Origin of the sequence: Thalassotalea sp. G2M2-11 (assembly GCF_017168195.1) — a bacterium.
In the GTDB taxonomy this organism is placed as follows: Bacteria; Pseudomonadota; Gammaproteobacteria; order Enterobacterales; family Alteromonadaceae; genus Thalassotalea_E.
The window spans coordinates 385,343-410,224 of the sequence record NZ_JADNYL010000001.1 but is presented as its reverse complement, the minus strand read 5'-3'; the positions used below and the strand labels follow the sequence as shown (position 1 = coordinate 410,224).

Below are 24,882 nucleotides of genomic sequence, written 5' to 3'. Positions count from 1 at the left end.
TGTTGAAAGACAAACATAAAAAAACGGAGCAGTTGCTCCGTTTTTTCACTAAATAACAAAGTGTTATTTACGCTTCTTCGTTTGCTTCTTCAACTTCTTCAGCAACTTCTTCAACTGCTGGACGGTCTACAAGCTCAACGTAAGCCATAGGCGCTTTATCACCAGTGCGATAGCCGCATTTTAGAATGCGAGTATAACCACCTGGGCGATCTTGGTAACGTTCACCAAGTTCATTGAATAAAATACCTACTACTTCTTGATCACGTGTACGTGCAAAAGCCAAACGGCGGTTTGCTACGCTGTCGGTTTTGGCCATTGTGATTAATGGCTCAACAACGCGACGTAATTCTTTAGCTTTAGCAACAGTTGTTTTAATAACACCGTGCTTCACTAAAGAACTTGCCATATTGCGGAACATCGCTTGACGATGACTGCTATTACGGTTTAACTGGCGACCGCTATTACGATGACGCATAAGTTAATCCTTATCTCAACTATTAAAAAATGATGACCGACTTAGTCGTTATCAGCAATGCTTTCTGGTGGCCAATTCTCTAGGCGCATACCTAAAGATAAACCACGAGACGCTAACACGTCTTTTATTTCAGTTAATGACTTCTTACCTAAGTTAGGTGTTTTAAGAAGCTCAACTTCAGCACGCTGTACTAAATCACCAATATATTGAATCGCTTCTGCTTTTAAGCAGTTAGCTGAACGAACAGTAAGTTCAAGATCATCTACTGGACGAAGCAAAATTGGATCAAATAATGGTTTCTCTTCTTTCGGCTCTTCTTGTGTAATATCGCGTAATTCAACAAACGCATCTAACTGTTCAGCTAAGATGGTTGATGCACGACGAATCGCTTCTTCTGGATCTAACGTGCCGTTAGTTTCCATGTCTAAGACTAATTTGTCTAAGTCAGTACGTTGCTCAACACGAGCTGAATCAACGTCATAAGCAATTCTTACTACAGGGCTGAAAGAAGCATCGACCAATAAACGACCAATTGCACGTTCTTCTTCCTCGGCTTCGCGACGGGCTGATGCAGGAACGTAACCACGTCCTGTTTCAACTTTGATACGCATGCTGATTGAACCGTCACCTGTTAAGTGACAAATCACATGTTCTGGATTTGCAATTTCTACATCACCATCATGTTGAATATCAGCTGCCGTTACAGGGCCTTCACCAGTCTTAGTTAAGGTTAAAACTGCTTCGTTTTTTCCTTCTAAACCAATAGCTAGTCCTTTAAGGTTTAACAGTATTTCAATGATGTCTTCTTGCACACCTTCTTTACTACTGTACTCATGTAATACACCATCAATTTCTACTTCAGTTACCGCACAACCTGGCATTGAAGATAATAAAATACGGCGTAAGGCATTACCTAAAGTGTGACCAAAACCACGCTCTAACGGCTCTAAAGTAACTTTTGAGCGCGTTGGGCTTACAGTTTCAACATCAACCAATCGTGGTCTTAGGAATTCGGTTACAGAACCCTGCATTATGTCCTCTCTTAAAGTTCAACTTTACTTAGAGTAAAGTTCTACTATCAACTGTTCATTAATTTCGGCAGATAAATCTGTACGATCAGGAACACGTTTGAAAACGCCTTCCATTTTCTTATTATCTACTTCAACCCAGACTGGTTTCTCACGTTGTTCAGCTAATTCTAAAGCAGCAACAATACGCGCTTGAGTTTTAGATTTCTCACGAATAGAAACTACATCTTCAGCTTTAACAGTGAAAGATGGAATATTAACAACTCTTCCATTCACTACGATAGCTTTATGACTTACAAGCTGACGAGCTTCTGCACGTGTACTTGCAAAGCCCATGCGGTATACAACGTTATCTAAACGTTCTTCTAAAAGTTGTAACAAGTTTTCACCTGTATTGCCTTTTAGACGCGCAGCTTCTTTGTAGTAGTTATGGAATTGCTTCTCTAATACGCCATAAATACGACGTACTTTTTGTTTTTCACGAAGTTGAACACCATAGTCAGATAAACGACCGCGACGTGCGCCGTGCTGACCTGGGATCATTTCGAATTTACATTTAGTGTCAATTGCTCGAACACCGCTTTTAAGGAATAAGTCGGTTCCTTCACGGCGGCTAAGCTTTAACTTAGGACCTAAATATCTAGCCATTTTCTTTCTCCAACTATCCTATTAAACGCGACGTTTCTTAGGAGGACGACAACCATTATGAGGAATCGGTGTTACGTCAGTAATGTTGGTGATTTTATAACCAGCAGCATTTAAAGCACGGATCGCAGATTCACGACCTGGACCTGGGCCCTTAACGAACACTTCAATATTCTTCAAACCAAACTCTTGAGCAGCTTTACCAGCGCGCTCTGCAGCTACTTGCGCAGCAAAAGGGGTAGATTTACGTGAACCACGGAAACCTGAACCACCAGCAGTCGCCCAAGATAATGCATTACCTTGACGGTCTGTCAGAGTTACGATTGTGTTGTTGAAAGAAGCATGGATATGAGCCATGCCATCAGCAACTTGTTTTTTTACGCGTTTACGCGTACGTACAGGTGTTTTAGCCATTGTCTAGTTCCTCTTACTTCTTAATTGGCTTACGAGGACCTTTACGGGTACGCGCATTTGTTTTAGTGCGTTGACCACGTAGAGGAAGACTGCGACGGTGACGAATGCCACGGAAACAACCTAAATCCATAAGACGTTTAATGTTCATTGAAACTTCACGGCGTAAATCACCTTCTACGGTGTATTTATCCACTTCTGCACGAAGCACATCAATCTGAGCTTCGTCTAATTCACTGATCTTTGTTGATTCAGCGATACCAGCCGCCGCACAAATTGCTTTTGCGCGCGTTTGACCGATACCGTAAATCGCAGTAATGGCGATTACTGCATGCTTACGATCAGGGATGTTAATGCCAGCGATACGGGCCACTAACACATCTCCTATTCAAAATTTAAAATTAACCGGTTGAAAAGCCCGTTAGGATACTCAACCAGCGACTTGTTTGCAAATCGAAGCGGCATTATACAGAAATATCCGCATAATGCCACTGCTAAAGATTTAGCCTTGACGTTGCTTATGCTTTGGTTCGCTACAAATTACACGAACAACACCAGCACGCTTAACAACTTTACAGTTACGACAAATCTTTTTTACGGATGCACGAACTTTCATTTTATACTCCGTTAAACCTAACGACCGTAGCCTTTGAGGTTTGCTTTCTTAAGCACATTGTCATATTGATGTGACATCAAATGCGTTTGTACTTGAGCCATAAAATCCATGATAACAACTACGATGATCAATAGTGATGTTCCACCAAAGTAGAACTGAACATCCCAGAACATTCTCATAAATTCAGGAACCAAACAGATAAAGGTAATATATAACGCACCAGTTAAGGTTAAGCGAGTCATCACTTTATCTATATACTTAGACGTTTGCTCACCAGGACGGATCCCAGGAATAAACGCACCAGATTTTTTCAGGTTATCTGCTGTTTCACGCGGATTGAAAACCAATGCCGTATAAAAGAAACAGAAAAATACTATCGCTGCTGTTAACAACATCATATACAGCGGTTGGCCAGGAGAAATCGCAATAGACAATTCCTGTAACACGTCAGCCACCATACCATCACCTTGACCAAACCAACTGGCAATTGAACCAGGGAATAGCAAGATACTTGAAGCAAAAATTGGCGGAATAACACCAGCCATATTTACTTTTAATGGTAAATGTGTGCTTTGTGCGGCAAACACTTTACGTCCTTGTTGACGTTTTGCGTAGTTAACAACAATTCGACGTTGACCACGTTCAACAAATACAACAAAGAATGTAACTGAAAATACAATGACTGCAATTAGCAATAATACTAATAAGTGCAATTCACCTTGACGCGCCATTTCAGCTGTTTGACCAACAGCTGATGGCATACCAGCAACAATACCAGCAAAAATCAAAATCGAAATACCATTACCAATACCGCGTTCCGTAATTTGCTCACCTAACCACATTAAAAACATGGTACCGGTGACGAGCGAAACTACCGCAGCAAAGTAGAAACCAAAACCTGCGTCCATCACTAGACCAGGCATCATTCCAGGTAAACTTTTTGCAATTGCTATTGATTGAACCGTTGCTAATACTAAAGTACCGTAGCGGGTATATTGACTGATTTTACGACGTCCAGCCTCACCTTCTTTCTTTAATTCTGCCATTGCAGGGTGAATCACCGTCAACAATTGCATAATAATCGAAGCTGAAATGTACGGCATAATACCTAGCGCCAATACAGAGGCTCGCTCAAGAGCACCACCAGAGAACATGTTAAACATTTCTACGATGGTACCCTTTTGTTGATCAAACAACTGAGCTAATACAGCGGCGTCAATACCAGGGATTGGCACGAATGATCCTAAACGGAACACTATTAGTGCACCGAAAACAAACCATAATCTTTGTTTTAGCTCAGACAAGCCGCCTGCGCCTTTATTATCCATTCCTGGTGTAGCCATAACCTGTATTATTCCTCGATTTTTCCACCGGCAGCTTCAACAGCCGCACGAGCACCTTTAGTAATACTTAAGCCACGTACAGTGATTGGACGAGTGATTTCGCCAGACAAAATAATTTTTGCCGTTTCAATGTTACGTGAAATAAGGTTTGCGTCTTTAAGTGCATGAATATCGACAACATCTGCATTGATGCTATTTAGTTCATGTAAACGTACTTCAGCGCGAACTAAAGATTTACGAGACGTGAAACCAAATTTAGGCAAACGTTGTTTCAAAGGCATTTGACCACCTTCAAAACCTGGACGTACACTACCGCCAGAACGTGACTTCTGACCTTTGTGACCGCGACCACCTGTTTTACCTAAGCCTGAACCAATACCACGACCACAGCGTTTCTTGGCTTTCTTAGCACCTGGTGCAGGAGATAAAGTATTTAAATGCATTATTAATCCTCCACCTTAATCATGTAATGTACTTGATTAATCATACCACGTACAGAAGGAGTATCTTCTAACTCCACTGTATGGTTGATACGACGTAAACCAAGACCTTTCAATGTAGCTCTATGCTTCGGTAAACGACCAATAGAACTTTTAACTTGAGTTACTTTTACTGTTTTAGCCATGTTCAATTACCCCAAGATTTCATCAACGCTTTTACCACGTTTAGCTGCTACAGCTGCTGGCGATTTCATATTCGCTAGCGCTGAAACAGTAGCGCGGACTACGTTAATTGGGTTAGTAGAACCGTATGCTTTTGACAATACGTTCTGTACACCGGCCACTTCTAGTACCGCACGCATCGCACCACCGGCAATAATACCTGTACCTTCAGAAGCAGGCTGCATGTAAACTTTAGAACCAGAGTGACGACCCTTGATAGGATGCTGAAGAGTAGTACCCTTCAAATCAACTGTTACTAAGTTACGACGAGCCTTTTCCATTGCTTTTTGGATAGCAGCAGGCACTTCACGTGCTTTACCGTAACCAAAACCAACACGACCGTTACCGTCACCAACAACTGTTAATGCGGTGAAACTGAAAATACGACCACCTTTAACCACTTTTGAAACACGGTTAACGGCGATTAGCTTTTCAGCCATATCACTTTGTTGTGAGTTTTCTTGATTATGATTAGCCATCATCAACCCCTAAAACTGAAGACCAGCTTCACGAGCTGCATCTGCTAACGCTTTAACGCGACCATGGTAACGGAAACCTGAGCGATCAAATGCTACAGACTCAATGCCTTTAGCTTTTGCACGTTCAGCGATTGCTTTACCTACAGCTTGTGCTGCGGCAACGTTACCGGTTTTTTCAACTTGAGCTTTCACTTCTTTATCTAAAGTAGACGCTGTTGCGATAACTTCAGATCCAGTTGGAGCGATCAATTGCGCGTAAATGTGGCGAGGAGTACGGTGAACGACTAAACGATTCGCACCCAGCTCGCTGATTTTAGCACGTGCACGCTTTGCACGGCGTAAACGAGATGTTTTCTTATCCATCGTATTACCCTACTTTTTCTTAGCTTCTTTACGGCGTACATACTCATCGCTATAACGGATACCTTTACCTTTATAAGGCTCTGGCTTACGATAAGCGCGAATGTTCGCTGCGACTTGACCTACCAACTGCTTGTCAGCGCCTTTAAGCACAACTTCAGTTTGGCTAGGAGTTTCAACAGTGATTCCCTCAGGAATCGCGTGGTCAACTGGGTGTGAAAAACCAAGTGATAAGTTTAAGTTCTTACCAGCGGCTTTTGCACGGTAACCAACACCGTTTAATACTAATGTTTTTGTAAAACCTTTACTAACACCTTCAACCATATTATTGATTAAAGCACGTGCAGTACCGGCTTGTGCCCAAGCTGCTTTGCTTTCTTCTGCCACTGTAGTTGTAATTACATTTTCTTCTTGAGAAATTGTAACTAAATCATTGATAGTGCGAGAAAGCTCACCAATTGGACCTTTTACTGTAATGTCTTGACCTGACAACGTTGCGGTAACGCCAGCAGGAACAGTTACGGGTGCTTTTGCAACACGAGACATAATAAGCTCCTTACGCTACGAAACCGATGATTTCGCCACCTAAACCCGCAGTGCGAGCGGCGCGATCTGTCATCAAACCTTTAGAAGTAGAAACAATCGCAATACCCATGCCCGCTAATACTTGAGGAAGCTCATCGCGACCTTTGTATACACGTAAACCTGGACGTGAAACACGTTTGATTGTTTCAATTACTTCTTTACCTTCAAAATATTTCAATTCAACAGCTAACTCAGGTTTTGCATCACCTGATACTGAATAATCTGAAATATAACCTTCTTCTTTAAGTAAGTTAGCAATAGCCACTTTAACCTTCGAAGATGGCATTGTTACTGCAGTTTTTACTGCAGCTTGACCGTTGCGGATGCGTGTAAACATGTCCGCGATAGGATCAGTCATCATAACCATTTACTCCCGTGAATTACCAACTAGCTTTCTTAAGACCTGGAACTTCACCACGCATCGTTGCTTCACGCAACTTAATACGGCTTAAGCCGAATTTACGTAAGTAACCATGTGGACGACCAGTAACATTACAACGATTACGTTGACGGCTACTTGATGAATCACGTGGTAAACTTTGAAGTTTCAATACCGCATCCCAACGCTCTTCTTCAGAAGAGTTTACACTTGAGATGATCTCTTTTAACGCACGACGCTTTTCAGCGTACTGAGCTACTAGTTTTGTACGTTTTGCTTCACGAGCTTTCATTGACGCTTTTGCCATGACTCTACACCTTATTTCTTGAACGGAAAGTTAAAGGCAGTAAGCAAAGCATGACCTTCTTCATTCGATTGCGCAGTAGTAGTGATAGTAATATCCATACCACGAATCTTATCGATTTTATCATAATCGATTTCTGGGAAGATAATTTGCTCTTTCACGCCCATGCTGTAATTACCACGGCCATCGAACGATTTAGGGTTCAAGCCACGGAAATCGCGAATACGAGGAACAGAAATAGAGATTAAACGCTCTAAAAATTCCCACATACGCTCGCCGCGTAGAGTTACTTTTGCGCCAATAGGGTAGCCTTCACGAATCTTAAAACCCGCAACTGATTTGCGTGCTTTAGTGATCAGAGGCTTTTGACCTGAGATTGCAGTAAGATCATTCGTGGCTGCTTCTAATACCTTTTTATCGGCAATCGCTTCACCAACACCCATGTTAAGGGTGATCTTTTCAATCCGAGGGACTTGCATGACACTTTTATAGTCAAACTTCTTTTGAAGCTCAGCTACAACTGTATCTTTATAAAAATCATGCAGTTTCGCCATCGTTTACTCCAATTATTAAACTAATTCGTTATTAGATTTGAAGAAGCGAACTTTCTTGCCGTCTTCATCTCTAAAACCAACACGATCTGCTTTACCCGTTTTAGGGTTAAGGATCGCTACGTTTGAAACGTCTAAAGGTGCTTCTTTCTCAACAATTCCACCAGGCTGCTGTAACTGAGGTACAGGCTTAGTGTGCTTCTTGATCATGTTTACGCCTTCGACGTATACCTTGCTTTCTTCAACAAGAACTTTAGTAACTTTACCAGTTTTGCCCTTGTCTTTACCTGCAAGTACGATTACTTCATCATCACGACGAATCTTAGATGCCATTATCGTGACTCCTTATAGTACTTCTGGAGCTAATGAAACGATCTTCATGAACTTCTCAGTTCTTAATTCACGTGTCACAGGCCCGAAAATACGAGTACCAATTGGCTGTAAGTTTGCATTAAGCATTACAGCCGCGTTTCCGTCAAAACGAATGGCTGAGCCATCCGGGCGACGTACGCCCTTTTTAGTGCGCACCACTACCGCAGTTAGAACATCACCTTTTTTTACTTTACCGCGAGGAATTGCTTCCTTAACTGCAACTTTGATGATGTCACCTATGCGTGCATAGCGACGGTGCGAGCCACCAAGGACCTTTATACATTGCACGCGTCGAGCGCCACTGTTATCAGCAACGTCAAGCTGTGTTTGCATTTGGATCATTTACATGTGCTCCGCTATTTATCTAATACTAAGATAGAAATTCAAGGCCAAAAATTCGACCCGTCACTGCCTTTTCAACCCCCACTCACAAGATGAGGGCGCGAGATTATAACACCAGTAGAAAAAAAGTGGTACTTTATTTAGACAATTTTTATGAATTCTCTATATAGCCTACTTTCACTGATGAGGCTCTCGGAAAAAGACCTATAAAAAAACGGCTTCCTTGGAAGCCGTTTTTATTCATTCACACCATAAAGTGAGAATTAAATTACTTTCGCTTTTTCCACTACATCTACTAATGTCCAAGATTTAGACTTAGAGATTGGAGCACATTCACGAATAGTTACAATGTCACCCATTGCACATTGGTTAGTTTCATCATGAGCTTTCAACTTAGTTGAACGCGAAATGAACTTACCATAGATTGGGTGCTTAACACGACGCTCAATCAATACAGTGATAGACTTATCCATTTTGTCACTGATTACGCGACCTTGTAGTGTACGAATTTTATCGCTCATTACTTACCTGCCTTTTCAGCTATGATAGTCTTAACACGCGCAATATTGCGACGTACAGTTCTTAGCAAGTGAGTTTGTGCTAACTGACCTGTGCTTGCTTGCATGCGATAGTTAAACTGTTCGCGCAAAAGCTCAAGTAATTCAGCATTTAGCTCTTCAATGCTTTTCTCTTTTAATTCGCTAGCTTTCATTACATCACCGTTCTAGTTACGAAGGTTGTTTTGAACGGAAGTTTAGCTGCTGCTAAAGCAAATGCTTCGCGCGCTAATTCTTCTGATACACCTTCCATTTCATAAAGAACACGACCTGGTAGAATTTGACATACCCAATACTCTACAGAACCTTTACCTTTACCCATACGAACCTCAAGAGGTTTCTTAGTAATAGGCTTGTCTGGGAATACACGGATCCAAATTTTACCTTGACGCTTAACGTGACGAGTCATCGCACGACGAGCTGCTTCAATTTGACGTGCAGTCATACGACCACGCTCAACTGATTTTAACCCGTAAGTACCGAAGCTAACTGAACTACCTACTTGTGCAAGACCGCGGTTACGCAATTTAAATTGCTTACGGAATTTAGTACGTTTTGGTTGTAACATAACTTATCCCCTACTTGCTCTTGCGGTTGTTTCTTTTCTTAGGCTTAGCTGGTGCTTCTACCTGTGCAGGCATACCACCGATCACTTCACCTTTGAAGATCCAAACTTTAATACCAATAGTACCGTAAGTTGTTTCGCCACGCGCAGTTGCGTAATCGATGTCAGCACGTAATGTATGTAAAGGTACACGACCTTCACGATACCATTCTGAACGTGCGATATCAGCGCCGCCTAAACGACCGCTAACTTCAACTTTGATACCCTTAGCACCTAAACGCATAGCATTTTGTACGGCACGCTTCATGGCGCGACGGAACATAACACGACGTTCTAATTGACTACCAATGCTGTCAGCAACTAGCTGCGCATCCATTTCTGGCTTACGTACTTCAGCAATGTTGATTTGTGCTGGTACACCGGCAATTTTAGATACCTGTAAACGTAATTTTTCTACATCTTCGCCTTTCTTACCGATAACAACACCTGGACGAGCCGTGTGGATTGTTACGCGGATTGATTTGGCTGGACGCTCAATTACAATTTTTGATAATGATGCACGCTTAAGCTTTTCAGATAAGTATGCACGTACCAAATGGTCACCGTGTAAGTTATCTGCAAACTCTTTGCTACTTGCAAACCAAGTAGACGCGAAAGGTTTAGTGATACCTAAGCGAATACCATTTGGATGGACTTTTTGACCCATTCTAATATCTCCTAGCTATCAGCTACAATCACAGTGATGTGACTTGTACGCTTAAGGATACGATCCGCGCGACCTTTCGCACGAGGCTTAATACGCTTCATTGTTGGACCATCGTCAACCATAATAGTTTTAACGAATAATTCATCAATGTCTGCACCTTCGTTATGTTCAGCATTCGCGATCGCTGAGTTAAGTACTTTCTTAACCAAAACAGCAGCTGATTTGTTGCTGTATTCTAAGATTTCCAAAGCTTTCTCAACATTTAAGCCGCGGATTTGATCCACAACTAAACGCGCTTTTTGTGCTGAACCACGGGCAAATTTATGTTTAGCAATAGCTTCCATTTAACTTCCCCTTACTTCTTCGCTTTCTTATCGACGACATGGCCGCGATAAGTACGAGTTGGTGCAAATTCACCCAATTTGTGACCGATCATTTCTTCGGTTACAAATACAGGAACGTGTTGACGGCCATTATGGACAGCAATGGTCAATCCGATCATATTAGGTATGATCATTGAGCGACGGGACCAAGTTTTAATTGGCTTTTTATTCCCGCTTTCCACCGCTTTCTCTACCTTCGTCAACAAGTGTAGGTCAATAAATGGACCTTTCTTGAGAGAACGTGGCATGGTGATTCCTCTTTAATTAATAAGTACTATTACTTAGTACGACGACGTACGATAAACTTATCAGTACGCTTGTTTTTACGAGTCTTATAACCCTTAGTTGGTACACCCCAAGGAGATACCGGATGACGACCGCCTGAAGTTTTACCTTCACCACCACCGTGAGGGTGATCAACTGGGTTCATGGCAACACCACGAACAGTTGGGCGAACACCACGCCAACGATTTGCACCTGCTTTACCTAAAGAGCGAAGCATATGCTCAGCGTTACCGATTTCACCTAAAGTAGCGCGACAATCTGCTTCAATCTTACGCATTTCGCCTGAACGAAGACGTAAAGTGACATAAGCACCGTCTTTAGCAACTAATTGAGCATAAGTACCCGCTGCACGAGCGATTTGAGCACCTTTGCCAGGTTTAAGTTCGATTGCATGAATAACACTACCTAATGGTGTGTTACGCAATGGTAATGTGTTACCTGCTTTGATTGGCGCATCTACACCAGACTGGATTGAATCACCAGCTTTTAAGCCCTTAGGAGCTAAGATGTAACGACGTTCACCATCTGCATATAATACTAACGCGATGTTAGCACTACGGTTTGGATCATATTCCAAACGCTCTACAGTTGCAGGGATACCATCTTTAGTACGTTTAAAGTCAATTACGCGATAATGATGCTTATGACCACCACCAACGTGACGAACAGTAATACGACCTTTGTTATTACGACCACCAGACTTAGAGTTTTTCTCTAACAATGGAGCGTAAGGCTTACCTTTGTGCAACTCTGGGTTGACCACTTTAACAACGTGGCGACGACCCGGAGAAGTAGGTTTACATTTTACGATAGCCATTTATACCTTCTCCTATGCTTCTGCGCCAACGAAGTCGATGTCGCTGCCTTCAGCAAGAGTAACGTAAGCTTTTTTCCAGTCGCTACGACGACCAAAACGAGCACCAGTACGTTTTGTCTTACCTTTAACATTTAGTGTGCGAACACCTTCAACTGAAACTTCAAAAAGTTTCTCAACAGCTGCTTTGATTTCAGCTTTAGTAGCATTTGTAGCAACTTTGAAAACAACAGTGTTGTTTGCTTCAGCAGCCATTGTGCTTTTCTCAGAAATGTTCGGTGCCAAAAGCACTTTTAACAAACGTTCTTCGCTTATCATGCTAACATCTCCTCAACTTGCTTAACTGCTGATGCAGTCATCAATACTTTTTCGAAACCAACTAAGCTTGCAGGGTCGATACCCGCTACGTCGCGAACATCAACTTTGTATAAGTTACGAGCAGCTAAGAACAAATTCTCTGTTACTTCTGGTGTAACAATTAATACGTCTTTAAGCTCTAAACCTTTAAGCTTGGCAACTAATTCTTTAGTTTTTGGCGTTTCAACTGCAAAATCATTTACCACAACTAAGCGTTCTTGACGAACTAACTCAGATAAGATGCTTGCAAGAGCACCACGGTACATTTTACGGTTTACTTTTTGGCTGTGGTCTTGAGGCTTAGCTGCGAATGTAACGCCACCAGTTCTCCAGATTGGTCCACGAGTTGTACCAGCACGTGCACGGCCAGTACCTTTTTGACGCCATGGTTTTGCGCCACCGCCGCTTACTTCTGAACGAGTTTTCTGAGCACGAGTACCTTGACGAGCACCAGCTGCATAAGCAACTACTACTTGGTGTACTAAAGCTTCATTAAACTCACGTCCAAAAGTTGCTTCGGAAACTTCAAGAGCGCCTGAAGCGTCTTTTAATGCTAATTCCATCACAAATCTCCTGGGCGTTATGCTTTAACAGCTGGTTTGATGATTACGTTACCGTTGATTGCACCCGGAACTGAACCTTTAATAAGGAGCAAGTTACGTTCTGCATCAACACGAACCAATTCAAGGTTTTGTGTAGTTGTCTTCACAGCACCCATATGACCAGACATTTTTTTGCCTTTGAATACACGACCTGGTGTTTGACACTGGCCGATCGAACCGTTAGAACGGTGAGAAATAGAGTTACCGTGAGTAGCATCTTGCATGCTAAAGTTCCAACGCTTAATACCACCTTGGAAACCTTTACCTTTAGAAGTACCGGTTACATCTACTAATTTTGTCTCGTTGAATAACTCAACAGTGATTTCACTGCCGGCTTCAAGACCTTCACCTTCATTTTCGTTTAAACGGAACTCCCACAAGCCGCGGCCTGCTTCGATACCTGCTTTCGCGAAATGCCCAGCGGCTGGTTTGTTAACACGGTTAGCTTTTTTGCTGCCCGTAGTAACTTGAAGCGCTGAATAACCATCGTTGTCTACAGTTTTTACCTGAGCAACACGGTTGGCTTCAACTTCAAGGACGGTAACAGGAGTAGAAACGCCATCTTCAGTGAAGATACGAGTCATACCAACTTTACGTCCAACTAGACCTATAGTCATGTTAAAAACCCCCTATTAACCCAAGCTAATTTGAACGTCAACACCAGCTGCTAAGTCTAAACGCATTAATGCGTCAACAGTCTTTTCAGTAGGTTCAACGATATCAATTAAACGCTTGTGAGTACGAATTTCGTACTGATCACGCGCATCTTTGTTAACGTGTGGAGAAATCAAAACTGTGAAACGCTCTTTGCGAGTAGGTAATGGAATAGGACCACGAACCTGCGCGCCAGTACGCTTAGCAGTGTCAACGATTTCTGCTGTAGATTGATCAATCAAACGATGATCGAACGCTTTCAAACGAATGCGAATTCTTTGATTTGTCATGAAACAAATCCCCAAATTTAAAGAACGAACAAAATACTGCCCATCACCTTTTTATTGAAAAGGGGGGAGTATCGCTATAAACATTCAACTCCCTATCGGAGTTGCTGTATGAACTAAGTTCTTTCAAAGCAACTTAGTTATTTCCCGATGGCTAGGCCAATCGTGAGCGCGTATTATACATAAAAAAAGATAAAAGGCAATGGATTAAATATCCTTACCTTTTATCTTCTTTTAAGATAGTAGTAATATTTAAATTCAACAGTTACTTAATTACCACCATTATAATTTTTACTGTAGCTGCCACTATTACTGTACGTGCCTCTAGTCGCGATTGCTTCAGCTTTATTACTATAAACATTAGCTCTTTGAGAATGGAAGTATGGATGGTTTTTTAAACTGGTAGTCATATCCCAAATGGATGGATTTTCAGCTCTGGCAAGTAACCTTTGTTGAAATGCTTCGGTCGAATCTAAGTCAACCGTCAATTGATAGGATGGAATAAAGTCATTTAAATAATTACCCGCTAGCATTTGCTTGTTACCATTTCTTTCGATATTTAACGCAAAAGATTGTGAAGGTGTTAATCCATCAGTAAATTGTGTCAGTAAGTTTACCTTATCAACCACTCCACTTACGCCGACAATCTCAGTGATAATATCGCCTTGACGTAAGCCTAGCTTAGCTAATGGGCTATTCGCTTCAATAGAGGTAATCAGTAGACCTTTTTGTTTTAACTCTTTCCCCTTTACCCCTAAACTGGCATTACGTCTCTGGCTGTTTATCAATGTAATTCGTCCGTCGCTGTGCTCACTTGTTTCGAAATAGCGCTTAAGCATTAACATTAATGTATTGTATTGCTCATCCAGTTGACTTTCTTTTAGAGAATCTTTTATCACTCCGCCTTTTAAATCACCTTGAGCCAATGCAAACCAACTGCTGGGGATAATGGTTGGTTGGTTGTCTCCCTTAAGGGTTTGAGTTTTGCCATTCCTTTTAATTGACAGAGTTAATTGTTGCTCTTGGTTATTTTCGCGTAAATAGTTAGCTAACAACTCATTTGGTGAAAGCCGCTCGTTATTTGATAAGCCAGTGATCTCATCATTACTTCGTAAGCCCAAGTTAAATGCGAGTGTATTAGGCAATACCGTTAACACTTTTATATTGTTGTCTTTGCTGTATTTGTCATCAACTACAGCGCCAAAAAATTGATAAACACTTAAGGGGGAAAAGTGTGAGATAGCTTCTTCTGTCTTTGCTTGTTTTTCATACGCCAACATGATGTTATCAAGGGAGCGTCTTAAAACGCTCGGCAAATTCTTCACATCTTCTATTACTGGCTTGTAAGATTTTTTCGTTGTCAGTTGAGTATTGGCAGCACATTGACGATCACTGACTAAAAGAATATCGACAGCATCATTTTCATTAAGTCCTATGGTATAATTTTTATCACTCACTAACGGTAGCACAAACTGATGCACCTTTTGTTGCTCAAACAACTGAGCATATTTTTTGCGCGCCTTTCTATTTCTTTCAAATGACTGACTAAAGCTGCTAGGTCTAGATAAACGCTTTTGGAACTTATATAGCTCTTTTGGGGTTTCTAAAATCGTGAAAACCTTTGTTCCTTCAGTTACAGTATAATGAGTACTTTCAGCCTTAAATCCGGTGTCTAGCGCTAAAGTTTGATTGTCGATATCAACAATTTTTAAGTAAGTTGTAGCTTCTTGCTCATTAACCAAATCTATATGTGTGCATTTTTGTGCATACGCACTGCCAACAGGAAGGCTGCCAATAAACATGGCGAATACTGCTGTTCGAGTCGATATAACATTCATCTTTTATTCCTTCTAACAATTAAGTCATTATTGTTGTACTAGCTCTTTCTAATTCATCAACCATCCATTGTTCGCTCATACTAATTAGGTGGTTTTTCTGTTTTATTCCATTTCACAACCACAAGTTCTTATACAGTCATTCCTCGCCCTTAAGGTTCTGCTCTTAGTGACATTGAAACAATCCTAACAACACTCTTTAATATCAAGTAGATGCTTAAGCTACTAAGTGAGAATTAAATACTAAAAAGATCATCTTTTTCTTGCTCTAGTTGAGCAAAGTATTGCTGAATAAGTTTAGATCGTCGGTCTAAAATTTCTATTTTCTCTTTGGTACTTTTAGTCCCTACAAGCCGGCTATTGATTTCGGACAAATCATGCATTATCAATACTTGGTTATAAGCAGGTACATCAGCCTTATATAACTGTTCTTCCAGTTTGTTATTAAGCACCAAGACTGCTTCTAATTCCTGCTGCAACTGATGTTGACTCCACATTAACCAGCCAATTGATAACATCATTAACGAAGCGGCACTAGCATAAGTAAATGATTTAATTGAAAACGACTTTTTCTTTTTAACTGGCAGCTGTTTAGCAAGCTGTTGCCACACTTCATCTGAGGGTGACATTAACGACATTTGATTGGCAGAAACTTTCAGCGCCATTAATTTTTGGCGTTCAATTTTACACTGCGTGCATGACTGTATATGCAACAGCTCTATATCACTCAATGATTCAGTTAATCGGTCACTGGTTATGTGCATATGTTTTTACCTCCGGTGACATTCGTATTCTCTTTAAGGCACGTGATACGATTGATTTGGAATAACTAGGTGATTTTGATACTAGAACAGCGATCTCTTCATGATTATATTGTTCGACAATAAATAACCATAAAATTAACCTTTCAACTTCCGATATTTTGGCAAATAGTGACTCTATCAACCGACTATCTGCAATCACCTCAGATACACAATTTTCCTCATCAAACAACATATCAGGCAACTCTTCTATAAATTCCATACGGTTATTACGCTTAATGAAGTTTAGTGTATTGTTAAATGCGATCCGCTTACACCAAGCAACAAAAGATTGTTGTTTCTTAAAACAATGTACTTTTTCAAAAATATCCAAAAAGGTATCTTGCAATAATTCTTGGGCTGTTGCTTGGTTCTGACACACTTTATAAATAACGGTATATAACTGGGAAGATAATAAACGGTAGCAACGCTCACACGCTTGCGTGCTTCCTTGCTTTAATTCATCCACTAAACTTATTTCCCAAATCTCCAAAAATAACTCCTTTTATTGCTCTATAGTTATTAAACAATTAACTTGATTATATCGTCGCACTTTTTTTGTTGTTATCGCATTATTCAGCTTTATTAATTGTCATTATTTTAAATACTATAATAATGGTTATCATCTATGTAAGAAGAGCAATCACTAAAACACTATTGCCCTTCTTATTTTATTTGATTAATTTTTGCTATTTGCTGTTAGTGTTAACGTTTCTGTATCGGGGATTATCTGCGGCACGACTCTTTGCTCTGCTATTAATACTGCTAAACCTTATTTGTCTGTGTGGCATAGGAAAAGGTTTGGATATAAAATTCTTTTTACGTAATTCTTGTCTCGCTTCATTAATGTATTTTTCAGCATTCACCTCTAAAGATAACGTATAACCAGGTAAATATTGCGGCTCGTAGACACCTTGTAATTCTACTGATTTACCATCACGTTTTACTACCATAGAAACACTTTCATTCGGTTGCCATGCCCTAGTTTGCGCGATTAACGTCTCGATATTATCGGTCGCCTTTGATCCGTCCCCAAGGGTAATAATTAAGTCATCCTTCTTTAACCCAAGCTTTTTCATAGGGCTACTTTCAGTGAGAAATGTTACTAAAATCCCTGCCCCTTTAATTGCTTTTCCTTTAAGACCAAAGCTATTACTGAGTCTTTTGTCTCGATGCAAACGGATATAATCGGCTTTTATGTCTTTTGTGCGATAATATTCCTGTAAAGCCAACATTTCCCTGTCATAGGCAAAAGCCAACTTTGGATCTAACCTTTTTCTGTTGGTTATTTGTAAGGGTTGGTTTGTTGTATTATCAAAAGAATAATGACTGCCCGGAATGATCTTAAATTGTTTTTTCCCAGTTATCTTAAGCTTTTCATGATCTCTAATAACATCAAAAATTAAAGGCGCTTTGTAATCAACACCTTTTATATAACTTGCAAATAAATCTCGCGGTTCTCCGTCATTTTTAGTTATGTTTCTATTCCCCATACCTATGATGCTATCACCAGATTTCAATCCTAATTCAGCCGCCAACGAAAAAGGTAACACTGTTAAAATTTTAATTTGGTTTTTGTCACTATAATCATCATCAATAACGCTACCAAAGTATTCATCGATTTTGGTAGGCACAATATTCGCTTCAAAATCTCTTTCCTGTTGATGATAATCCCTAATACGGGTCATTACACGAGTTAAACCTTGCTCGAGCTCATCAGGTAATGGTTCGTTATCTACATACAAACTGTCTTTTTTTCCAAATATTATGTCATCTGACTGCAATTCACAGTTTGTACTTTGTTGGTTCACAAGATTAATAGGAGCAAACTCCGAATTTTCTGTTAAACCAATAGTAAGTTTATAACCACTGTCTATTTTTAAATGAAAAACCTTAATTTTTACATCAACCAAACCTTTGGCGCTTGCCCTTGGCGCAAAATCAGAGTTGCTTAACTGATAATATGATTTAGGGTATTGCAGCAAGGTGATAGAATGCTCGCCAGGCATGATTTTATATTCATGCCGACCGCTCATGACCTCACGGTAATTACGAGAAACCAACACGGGTTTACTATCTACGCTGGCAAGATCTAACACAAAGTCATCCGTTTGCTCAAAAGTTAGTACGGAACACTGTTCTTTTGCATAACTATTGACACAAAATAACAAGGTTATAGTGGTAAAAATTTTAGATACTGAATTCATTCTCATCTCCTTTTGACTGCACAAAGTGCTGTTGAATCACTTGGCGCCTTTTCTGTAGTATTTTTATTTTTTCTTTAGCTGAACTAGCTTGATATAACTCTTCATCAATTTCTCGTAACACCTCAACTAAAGCGGCTTGTTGAAAAGTAATGTGCGATTCATTATTTAGTTTGTCTTCTAACATCATATTTATGACTAAGACTTCATCTAACTGCCGTTGTAACTGATGTTGACTCCACATAAGCCAGCTAATGGATAGCATCATTATTGAAGCAGCGGTGGCGTAAATAAGTGGCTTCGATGAAAACACCTTATTCTTTTTAACCGGCAGTTTTTGACGCTCTGCTTTACATTGGGTGCACGACTCTATATGTAACAGCTCTATGTCACTTAACGACTCTGTTAATCGGTCACTGGTTATATGCATATTGATTTTACCTCCGGTGTCAGTCGTATTTTTTGTAATATTGCGCCAAATACGCTCAGGAGGTAACTTTAATGATAACGCATTAGCATCTGCTCTTAGTTTAGTGATCAATTCATAATCTAATTGGCAGCTTTTACACTGTTCCAAATGCTCCGGTTCAATATCATTCAATGAAGAGTTGAACTTACCATTACAAGCATGCATATTGTTGTCTCCCATATTTTTCTCTAAGCTTTTTTAAGCTTCTTGAAACGATTGACTTAGAATAACTGGTAGAACGACCAACAAGATCGGCGATTTCTCTATGGCTATATTGCTCAACTATAAATAACCAAAGTATTAACCTTTCCTGACTGGGAAGATCTTTGAACAAATAACTCAGTAAATTTTCTTGTTCGTAACTGTGATCTTGTGACAATGCTTCAATATGCATCCTCTTGAGCTCACTCTGTCCATTACGTTTAACCTTTTCTTTATTTAACACATTGATAGTCTTGTTAAATGCAATACGTTTTAACCAAGCGATAAATGTGTACTGAGGTTTAAAACTATGAATATTTTCAAAAGCGCTAATAAAGGTATCTTGCATAATGTCCTCAACACAGGCCGGTTCATTGCAAATTTGCGAAATAACTGTGTAAATATTCGATGACCAACATTGATAACATTGCTCAAATGCCTGTGCTTCTCCCCTCTTCATCCTATCTACGATATTTTCATGCCATTCGTTCAACAATCACCATCCTTTGTACTTTTTTACACTAATAAACAAGTCAGCTGGACTAACGGTCGCACTTATTTACATTTATATTTCACTATTATCATATTGCACTACTGCACCGTACGTTTTCTTCAGCGAATAGCCAATTAAATTGTGAAGATTGCAATTTTCTACCAGAAGTTATTTTTGTTTAACGCAACTTCTGGTATACTCGCGCGGTTTTTATTCACTAACCTTATTAGAGCAATACAATGGCAGATTTAAGCAAATACAGAAATATTGGTATTTTCGCTCACGTTGATGCTGGTAAAACCACAACAACTGAACGAATTTTGAAACTTACAGGTAAAATCCATAAGCTTGGTGAGGTTCACGATGGTGAATCAACAACTGACTTCATGGAGCAAGAAGCAGAGCGTGGTATTACAATCCAATCTGCTGCGGTAACTTGTGAGTGGAAAAAACACCGTTTTAACGTAATTGACACTCCGGGTCACGTTGACTTTACCGTTGAAGTATACCGTTCATTAAAAGTTCTTGATGGTGGTATTGGTGTATTCTGTGGTTCTGGTGGTGTTGAACCGCAATCAGAAACTAACTGGCGTTATGCTAACGAGTCAAAAGTTGCTCGTTTGATTTTCGTTAACAAGTTAGACCGTTTAGGTGCAAACTTCTTCCGCGTTAAAGATCAAGTTAAAAAAGTATTAGGTGCTAACCCGCTTGTAATGACTTTACCAATCGGTGAAGAAGATGATTTCGTAGGTGTAGTAGACGTTTTATCTCAAAAAGCGTACGTATGGGATGATTCAGGTCAACCAGAAAACTACGAAATCACTGATATTCCAGCAGACTTGGTAGACCAAGCAGCTGAGTACCGTGAACAGTTAATCGAAACAGCGTTAGAAGCTGACGAAGACTTATTAATGGACTATTTGGAAGGTGAATTAGACCCAACGGATGAGCAAATCAAAGCGTGTATTCGTAAAGGTACTAATGAATTATTATTCTTCCCAACGTACTGTGGTTCAGCTTTCAAAAACAAAGGCATGCAACTTCTACTTGATGCTGTTGTTGATTACTTACCTTCACCAACTGAAGTTCCACCTCAGCCATTAACTGATGAAGAAGGTGAGCCTACTGGTGAACATGCGATCGTTGACGCTGACGAACCATTCCGCGCCTTAGCATTTAAGATCATGGATGACCGTTTTGGTGCCCTTACTTTCATTCGTATCTACTCAGGTCGCGTCAAGAAAGGTGATACTGTACTTAACTCATTCACAGGTAAGACTGAACGTATTGGCCGTATGGTTGAAATGCAAGCTGATGATCGTACTGAGTTAACTGAAGCGCAAGCAGGTGATATTTTAGCCATCGTAGGTATGAAAAACGTTCAAACAGGTCACACATTATGTGATGTTAAGAACCCTTGTACGCTTGAAGCTATGGTATTCCCAGAACCAGTTATTTCAATTGCTGTTGCTCCGAAAGATAAAGGTTCAACAGAGAAAATGGGTATCGCTATCGGTAAAATGGTTGCTGAAGATCCTTCATTCCAAGTTGAAACTGACGAAGACTCAGGTGAAACTATCCTTAAAGGTATGGGTGAACTTCACTTAGACATTAAAGTTGATATCCTTAAGCGTACTTACGGTGTTGAACTTGAAGTTGGTAAGCCTCAAGTAGCATACCGTGAAACTATCACACAAGAGATTGAAGATTCTTATACTCATAAGAAACAATCTGGTGGTTCTGGTCAATTCGGTAAAATTGATTACCGTATCAAGCCAGGTGAGCAAAATTCAGGCTTCAAATTCACTTCATCAGTTGTTGGTGGTAACGTTCCTAAGGAATTCTTCCCTGCGATTGAAAAAGGTTTTGCTGGCATGATGCAAGAAGGTCCAGTTGCAGGTTTCCCTGTACTAGACGTTGAGGTTGAGTTATTTGACGGTGGTTTCCACGCAGTTGACTCATCAGCGGTTGCCTTTGAAATTGCAGCAAAAGGCGCTTTCCGTCAGTCAATGCCTAAAGCCGGTGCCCAACTTCTTGAACCTATCATGAAAGTTGACGTGTTCACACCAGAAGATCACGTGGGTGATGTTATCGGTGACCTTAACCGTCGTCGTGGTATGATCAAAGACCAAGAAGCTGGTACAACAGGTGTTCGTATCAAGGCTGACGTACCACTTTCAGAAATGTTTGGTTACATTGGTCACTTACGTACAATGACATCAGGCCGTGGCCAATTCTCTATGGAGTTCAGCCACTACGCAGCTGCACCACAAAACGTAGCTGAAGAAGTTATTGCTGAAGTTAAAGCACGTAACGAGAAAAAATAATTTCTAACATTTAGTTAGATTATTTCAAAGCCCTGCTAACTAGCGGGGCTTTTTGATCTAGATACACAAAATAGCACAACAACAACTGTCATCACCTTATGCAATTGCCTCACTTTCTCCATAGTATTTGCTATTAATCTCACCCTGCATTCCATTAATCTTATAGCCATTAATTTAACATCTAAATCAGGTAGTATGTTTCTTAAAATACGTCCAAATATAACAACAAATAAGGAAATTCAGATGATAAAATTTTCTAAATTCACTTTAACCATTGCAATGCTATCGGCAGCCACTCTATGCCAAGCAGATAACTTTTCATTCAATAGTCAAGTAAACGACAAATCAGATACACTCGTAGTGTTTCATGGCACCAATGGTGTAAATAAAACCTTTAAAACATTTGATGTAAAAACAAATGGCCAGCTAAGCAAGGCTATGCAGGCAACAGATTTTAAAGGAGACTATGGCAAATTTGTTACAGTAATAGCACCAAATAACATCAACTATCAACGGGTGTTAATCGTTGGTGTTGACAACAATCTCTTATCGAAAAAGCAAATCACTAAACTCGGCGGGAATATTTCCGCACAATTAGAACATAAGCAAATAAAGACCATTACTGTTGCTGCCGATGATTTAGGCCAAAACAATGCCAAAACCAGTGCTTTACTTGCTCATGGCATAAATTTAAGAGCCTACCAATTCGATAAATACCGCAAGGAAAAACGCGTAGAAAAAAACTACCTGTTTGATGTTAATAACGGTAAAACGAGCCAAAATGCTTTTACGCCACTATCGCACATTGCAAGTGGAGTATTTTTTGCTCGCGATCTCACTAATGAAACAGCTACAGAAATGACACCTGTTGAATTTGCCCAAGCAGCACAGTCCTTAAAAAAATTAGGAGTAAAGGTCAAAATACTCACGCCAAAAGAAATGAAGAAGCTCGGTATGGGAGCGTTAGAAGGAGTTGGCCGTGGTAGTAAAGACGGATCTCGACTAGTTATTGCTCATTACAAAAATAGTGACGATGCGCCAATTGCTATCGCTGGTAAAGGCATAACCTTCGACTCAGGCGGTTACAATATTAAAACCAGTAACTCAATTGCTCACATGAAAGTGGATATGGCAGGTGCCGCTGCTGCACTTGGTACCATTAAAGCACTGGCGCTTAGCAAAACAAAAGTAAATGTTGTTGCCGTGATGGGTATGGCCGCCAATATGGTTTCTGAATACTCAATTGCACCTGGTGATGTGTTAACCACTGCCGAAGGCTTAACCGTAGAAATCACCAATACCGATGCTGAAGGGCGACTAGTGCTTTCAGATGCTATGTGGTATGCAAGAAAATATTACAAACCACAGGTCATGGTAGATTTAGCAACTCTGACAGGCTCCAAAATACGCGCAGTAGGAAATGACTATGCAGCAATCTTTTCGGAAAGTGACGAGCTGGTCAGTGAACTTATCAATGCTGGTGAGCAAGTAAACGAAAACCTGTGGCGTCTACCTTTAGGTTATAAAGATAAACTCAACAGTGACATTGCCGATCTTCGTAATACGGGAACAGGTGGACCTGGTGCCACAACAGCAGCAAGCTTTCTACAGCATTTTGCAGGTGATGTAAAATGGGCGCATTTAGATATTGCAGGCAACGCATTAGCCGATTCTGCAAAAGGTGAAGTACCTAAAGGTGGTACGGGTTATGGCGTTCGCTTATTAACCGAATGGATTCAAGCTCAAGTAAATCAGTAAATCAGTTCGACATATTAAACAAAAAGCCTGCAAATCTTAATTTGCAGGCTTTTTTAAAAAAAATATAACCTAATCTTCTTTGATAATATGAACGTCGCGCTGTGGAAACGGAATAGTAATACCCGCTTTATCGAAGGCAATTTTCAAGTTTTCATGCGTGGAAAAGTAAACATTCCAATAATCATCAGATTGACACCAAGGACGAACAGTAATATCAATTGAACTCGCACCATGCCCTGAGATAAACACATCCGCTCCGGGATCTTTTAGAACCAACTTATTATCATCCAGTACTTGATGAATGATCGCTTTGGCCGTAGCGATATCATCTCCATAACTAATGCCAAACATCATATCAACACGACGTGTCGGCTCTGCAAAAATATTTTTCACGCAGCCATTAGAAAGCAAGCCGTTAGGAATATAAACACGCTGATTATCCAACGTAGTGATTAATGTATTAAAGATTTGTATTTCTACCACTCGTCCTAAGTGCCCCTGTGCTTCAATCACATCGCCCACTTTGAATGGCTTGAAGAATAAGATCAAGACACCACCGGCAAGATTAGAAAGACTTCCTTGTAGTGCTAAACCTACCGCCAAACCAGCGGCACCTAGCATTGCAATTAAAGAAGCTGTTTCTACGCCAACCATTGAGGCAAAAATAATTACTAGAATCACTTTCAGCACAATGCTAATAAAACTTAATAAAAAGCGCTGTAGTGTCACTTCAACGTTCGCTTTATCCATTGAATAATCAACCGCACTGACTATACGCCCGATAATCCACCAACCAATCAGCAGAACCGCAAGCGCCATAATAAAATTCATGCCGTATTGCATAACAAAATCATTTAGTAACTGAGTGATTTTTTCTATATTCATTAATATTATTCCCTATCTCCTTTCTCAGGTAGGTCTCAGCATATGTAATATTTTCGTTAAAATCCAGAGAAAACCGCCATTGAGAAAGGGGAGCTTATATCACTATTTGTTCGACAGATTATAAAAACTGAGTACCGTTGTCCCAAAG

The 24,882-nt window shown here is 40.3% G+C and carries 37 protein-coding genes; 2 read left to right on the top strand and 35 right to left on the bottom strand.

Features of this window, described 5'->3' with window-relative positions:
• Positions 1 to 67 precede the first annotated feature (67 nt).
• From rplQ to IV514_RS01645, 34 genes are all read right to left on the bottom strand, one after another.
• Positions 68 to 475, bottom strand: a complete 408-nt coding sequence (gene rplQ, locus IV514_RS01810) for a 50S ribosomal protein L17 (RefSeq protein WP_206483199.1) — start codon at positions 473 to 475, stop codon at positions 68 to 70.
• Positions 476 to 516: 41 nt separating this feature from the next.
• Entirely contained in the window at positions 517 to 1,506 is a 990-nt protein-coding gene (gene rpoA, locus IV514_RS01805; protein ID WP_206483198.1) for a DNA-directed RNA polymerase subunit alpha, read from the bottom strand.
• A 24-nt stretch (positions 1,507 to 1,530) separates the two neighbouring features.
• Positions 1,531 to 2,151 carry a 30S ribosomal protein S4 gene (gene rpsD / locus IV514_RS01800; protein ID WP_206483197.1) on the bottom strand — a complete coding sequence of 207 codons (621 nt, stop codon included), beginning with the start codon at positions 2,149 to 2,151 and terminating at the stop codon, positions 1,531 to 1,533.
• A 21-nt stretch (positions 2,152 to 2,172) separates the two neighbouring features.
• Positions 2,173 to 2,562 carry a 30S ribosomal protein S11 gene (gene rpsK, locus IV514_RS01795; RefSeq protein ID WP_206483196.1) on the bottom strand — a complete coding sequence of 130 codons (390 nt, stop codon included), beginning with the start codon at positions 2,560 to 2,562 and terminating at the stop codon, positions 2,173 to 2,175.
• Positions 2,563 to 2,575: 13 nt separating this feature from the next.
• Entirely contained in the window at positions 2,576 to 2,932 is a 357-nt protein-coding gene (gene rpsM / locus IV514_RS01790) for a 30S ribosomal protein S13 (RefSeq protein WP_206483195.1), read from the bottom strand.
• Between the two features lie 129 nt (positions 2,933 to 3,061).
• Positions 3,062 to 3,175, bottom strand: a complete 114-nt coding sequence (gene rpmJ / locus IV514_RS01785; RefSeq protein ID WP_009839384.1) for a 50S ribosomal protein L36 — start codon at positions 3,173 to 3,175, stop codon at positions 3,062 to 3,064.
• 17 nt (positions 3,176 to 3,192) lie between these two features.
• Positions 3,193 to 4,518, bottom strand: a complete 1,326-nt coding sequence (gene secY / locus IV514_RS01780; protein WP_206483194.1) for a preprotein translocase subunit SecY — start codon at positions 4,516 to 4,518, stop codon at positions 3,193 to 3,195.
• A gap of 8 nt (positions 4,519 to 4,526) precedes the next feature.
• Complete coding sequence (gene rplO, locus IV514_RS01775; RefSeq protein WP_206483193.1) at positions 4,527 to 4,961, bottom strand: 50S ribosomal protein L15; 435 nt, start codon at positions 4,959 to 4,961, stop codon at positions 4,527 to 4,529.
• A gap of 2 nt (positions 4,962 to 4,963) precedes the next feature.
• Positions 4,964 to 5,143, bottom strand: a complete 180-nt coding sequence (gene rpmD, locus IV514_RS01770) for a 50S ribosomal protein L30 (protein WP_074496183.1) — start codon at positions 5,141 to 5,143, stop codon at positions 4,964 to 4,966.
• Positions 5,144 to 5,149: 6 nt separating this feature from the next.
• Positions 5,150 to 5,659, bottom strand: a complete 510-nt coding sequence (rpsE, locus tag IV514_RS01765; RefSeq protein ID WP_206483192.1) for a 30S ribosomal protein S5 — start codon at positions 5,657 to 5,659, stop codon at positions 5,150 to 5,152.
• 9 nt (positions 5,660 to 5,668) lie between these two features.
• On the bottom strand, positions 5,669 to 6,022 hold the full coding sequence (gene rplR, locus IV514_RS01760; RefSeq protein WP_206483191.1) for a 50S ribosomal protein L18: 354 nt from the start codon (positions 6,020 to 6,022) through the stop codon (positions 5,669 to 5,671).
• Positions 6,023 to 6,031: 9 nt separating this feature from the next.
• Positions 6,032 to 6,565, bottom strand: coding sequence for a 50S ribosomal protein L6 (rplF, locus tag IV514_RS01755; RefSeq protein WP_206483190.1), 534 nt, complete (start codon positions 6,563 to 6,565; stop codon positions 6,032 to 6,034).
• 10 nt (positions 6,566 to 6,575) lie between these two features.
• The gene (gene rpsH, locus IV514_RS01750; RefSeq protein WP_206483189.1) at positions 6,576 to 6,971 is read right to left on the bottom strand and encodes a 30S ribosomal protein S8; all 396 of its coding nucleotides are present in this window, start codon (positions 6,969 to 6,971) and stop codon (positions 6,576 to 6,578) included.
• 13 nt (positions 6,972 to 6,984) lie between these two features.
• Positions 6,985 to 7,290, bottom strand: a complete 306-nt coding sequence (gene rpsN / locus IV514_RS01745; RefSeq protein WP_130603174.1) for a 30S ribosomal protein S14 — start codon at positions 7,288 to 7,290, stop codon at positions 6,985 to 6,987.
• Positions 7,291 to 7,301: 11 nt separating this feature from the next.
• Positions 7,302 to 7,841, bottom strand: a complete 540-nt coding sequence (gene rplE, locus IV514_RS01740) for a 50S ribosomal protein L5 (protein WP_074496188.1) — start codon at positions 7,839 to 7,841, stop codon at positions 7,302 to 7,304.
• A gap of 15 nt (positions 7,842 to 7,856) precedes the next feature.
• The gene (gene rplX, locus IV514_RS01735; RefSeq protein ID WP_206483188.1) at positions 7,857 to 8,171 is read right to left on the bottom strand and encodes a 50S ribosomal protein L24; all 315 of its coding nucleotides are present in this window, start codon (positions 8,169 to 8,171) and stop codon (positions 7,857 to 7,859) included.
• A 12-nt stretch (positions 8,172 to 8,183) separates the two neighbouring features.
• Positions 8,184 to 8,552, bottom strand: coding sequence for a 50S ribosomal protein L14 (gene rplN, locus IV514_RS01730; protein WP_206483187.1), 369 nt, complete (start codon positions 8,550 to 8,552; stop codon positions 8,184 to 8,186).
• A gap of 263 nt (positions 8,553 to 8,815) precedes the next feature.
• Positions 8,816 to 9,073 (bottom strand): 30S ribosomal protein S17, encoded by a 258-nt coding sequence (gene rpsQ, locus IV514_RS01725; protein ID WP_206483186.1) that lies wholly within the window; start codon positions 9,071 to 9,073, stop codon positions 8,816 to 8,818.
• Positions 9,073 to 9,264: a 50S ribosomal protein L29 gene (gene rpmC / locus IV514_RS01720; protein ID WP_206483185.1), complete on the bottom strand. Its 192-nt coding sequence runs from the start codon at positions 9,262 to 9,264 to the stop codon at positions 9,073 to 9,075. The genes rpsQ and rpmC overlap by 1 nt, the downstream gene beginning before the upstream one ends.
• Entirely contained in the window at positions 9,264 to 9,677 is a 414-nt protein-coding gene (rplP, locus tag IV514_RS01715) for a 50S ribosomal protein L16 (protein WP_206483184.1), read from the bottom strand. Before rplP ends, rpmC begins: the two co-directional genes overlap by 1 nt.
• Before the next feature lie 10 nt (positions 9,678 to 9,687).
• On the bottom strand, positions 9,688 to 10,380 hold the full coding sequence (rpsC, locus tag IV514_RS01710; protein ID WP_206483183.1) for a 30S ribosomal protein S3: 693 nt from the start codon (positions 10,378 to 10,380) through the stop codon (positions 9,688 to 9,690).
• 11 nt (positions 10,381 to 10,391) lie between these two features.
• Complete coding sequence (gene rplV, locus IV514_RS01705) at positions 10,392 to 10,724, bottom strand: 50S ribosomal protein L22 (protein WP_206483182.1); 333 nt, start codon at positions 10,722 to 10,724, stop codon at positions 10,392 to 10,394.
• Between the two features lie 11 nt (positions 10,725 to 10,735).
• On the bottom strand, positions 10,736 to 11,011 hold the full coding sequence (gene rpsS / locus IV514_RS01700; protein ID WP_118958503.1) for a 30S ribosomal protein S19: 276 nt from the start codon (positions 11,009 to 11,011) through the stop codon (positions 10,736 to 10,738).
• Positions 11,012 to 11,040: 29 nt separating this feature from the next.
• Positions 11,041 to 11,865: a 50S ribosomal protein L2 gene (gene rplB, locus IV514_RS01695; RefSeq protein ID WP_206483181.1), complete on the bottom strand. Its 825-nt coding sequence runs from the start codon at positions 11,863 to 11,865 to the stop codon at positions 11,041 to 11,043.
• Between the two features lie 12 nt (positions 11,866 to 11,877).
• Complete coding sequence (rplW, locus tag IV514_RS01690) at positions 11,878 to 12,180, bottom strand: 50S ribosomal protein L23 (protein WP_206483180.1); 303 nt, start codon at positions 12,178 to 12,180, stop codon at positions 11,878 to 11,880.
• Positions 12,177 to 12,782 (bottom strand): 50S ribosomal protein L4, encoded by a 606-nt coding sequence (gene rplD, locus IV514_RS01685; protein ID WP_206483179.1) that lies wholly within the window; start codon positions 12,780 to 12,782, stop codon positions 12,177 to 12,179. Before rplD ends, rplW begins: the two co-directional genes overlap by 4 nt.
• A gap of 17 nt (positions 12,783 to 12,799) precedes the next feature.
• On the bottom strand, positions 12,800 to 13,438 hold the full coding sequence (gene rplC / locus IV514_RS01680; protein ID WP_206483178.1) for a 50S ribosomal protein L3: 639 nt from the start codon (positions 13,436 to 13,438) through the stop codon (positions 12,800 to 12,802).
• A 15-nt stretch (positions 13,439 to 13,453) separates the two neighbouring features.
• Positions 13,454 to 13,765 (bottom strand): 30S ribosomal protein S10, encoded by a 312-nt coding sequence (gene rpsJ, locus IV514_RS01675; protein WP_206483177.1) that lies wholly within the window; start codon positions 13,763 to 13,765, stop codon positions 13,454 to 13,456.
• Between the two features lie 266 nt (positions 13,766 to 14,031).
• Positions 14,032 to 15,600, bottom strand: coding sequence for a PDZ domain-containing protein (locus IV514_RS01670; protein WP_206483176.1), 1,569 nt, complete (start codon positions 15,598 to 15,600; stop codon positions 14,032 to 14,034).
• Positions 15,601 to 15,833: 233 nt separating this feature from the next.
• On the bottom strand, positions 15,834 to 16,361 hold the full coding sequence (locus tag IV514_RS01665) for a hypothetical protein (protein ID WP_206483175.1): 528 nt from the start codon (positions 16,359 to 16,361) through the stop codon (positions 15,834 to 15,836).
• Positions 16,345 to 16,890: a sigma-70 family RNA polymerase sigma factor gene (locus IV514_RS01660; RefSeq protein ID WP_206483174.1), complete on the bottom strand. Its 546-nt coding sequence runs from the start codon at positions 16,888 to 16,890 to the stop codon at positions 16,345 to 16,347. Before IV514_RS01660 ends, IV514_RS01665 begins: the two co-directional genes overlap by 17 nt.
• Before the next feature lie 196 nt (positions 16,891 to 17,086).
• Positions 17,087 to 18,604: a PDZ domain-containing protein gene (locus IV514_RS01655; RefSeq protein WP_206483173.1), complete on the bottom strand. Its 1,518-nt coding sequence runs from the start codon at positions 18,602 to 18,604 to the stop codon at positions 17,087 to 17,089.
• On the bottom strand, positions 18,588 to 19,235 hold the full coding sequence (locus IV514_RS01650) for a hypothetical protein (protein WP_206483172.1): 648 nt from the start codon (positions 19,233 to 19,235) through the stop codon (positions 18,588 to 18,590). Before IV514_RS01650 ends, IV514_RS01655 begins: the two co-directional genes overlap by 17 nt.
• Entirely contained in the window at positions 19,222 to 19,764 is a 543-nt protein-coding gene (locus IV514_RS01645) for a sigma-70 family RNA polymerase sigma factor (RefSeq protein WP_206483171.1), read from the bottom strand. Before IV514_RS01645 ends, IV514_RS01650 begins: the two co-directional genes overlap by 14 nt.
• A gap of 239 nt (positions 19,765 to 20,003) precedes the next feature.
• Between IV514_RS01645 and fusA the strand changes: the two genes are divergently transcribed.
• Together fusA and IV514_RS01635 are read left to right on the top strand one after the other, a co-directional pair.
• Positions 20,004 to 22,091 carry an elongation factor G gene (fusA, locus tag IV514_RS01640; RefSeq protein ID WP_206483170.1) on the top strand — a complete coding sequence of 696 codons (2,088 nt, stop codon included), beginning with the start codon at positions 20,004 to 20,006 and terminating at the stop codon, positions 22,089 to 22,091.
• A 243-nt stretch (positions 22,092 to 22,334) separates the two neighbouring features.
• Positions 22,335 to 23,849, top strand: coding sequence for a leucyl aminopeptidase (locus tag IV514_RS01635; protein ID WP_206483169.1), 1,515 nt, complete (start codon positions 22,335 to 22,337; stop codon positions 23,847 to 23,849).
• Between the two features lie 69 nt (positions 23,850 to 23,918).
• On the opposite strand, the gene IV514_RS01630 is transcribed toward IV514_RS01635, so the two are convergent.
• Positions 23,919 to 24,734, bottom strand: a complete 816-nt coding sequence (locus IV514_RS01630; protein ID WP_206483168.1) for a mechanosensitive ion channel domain-containing protein — start codon at positions 24,732 to 24,734, stop codon at positions 23,919 to 23,921.
• Positions 24,735 to 24,882 lie beyond the last annotated feature (148 nt).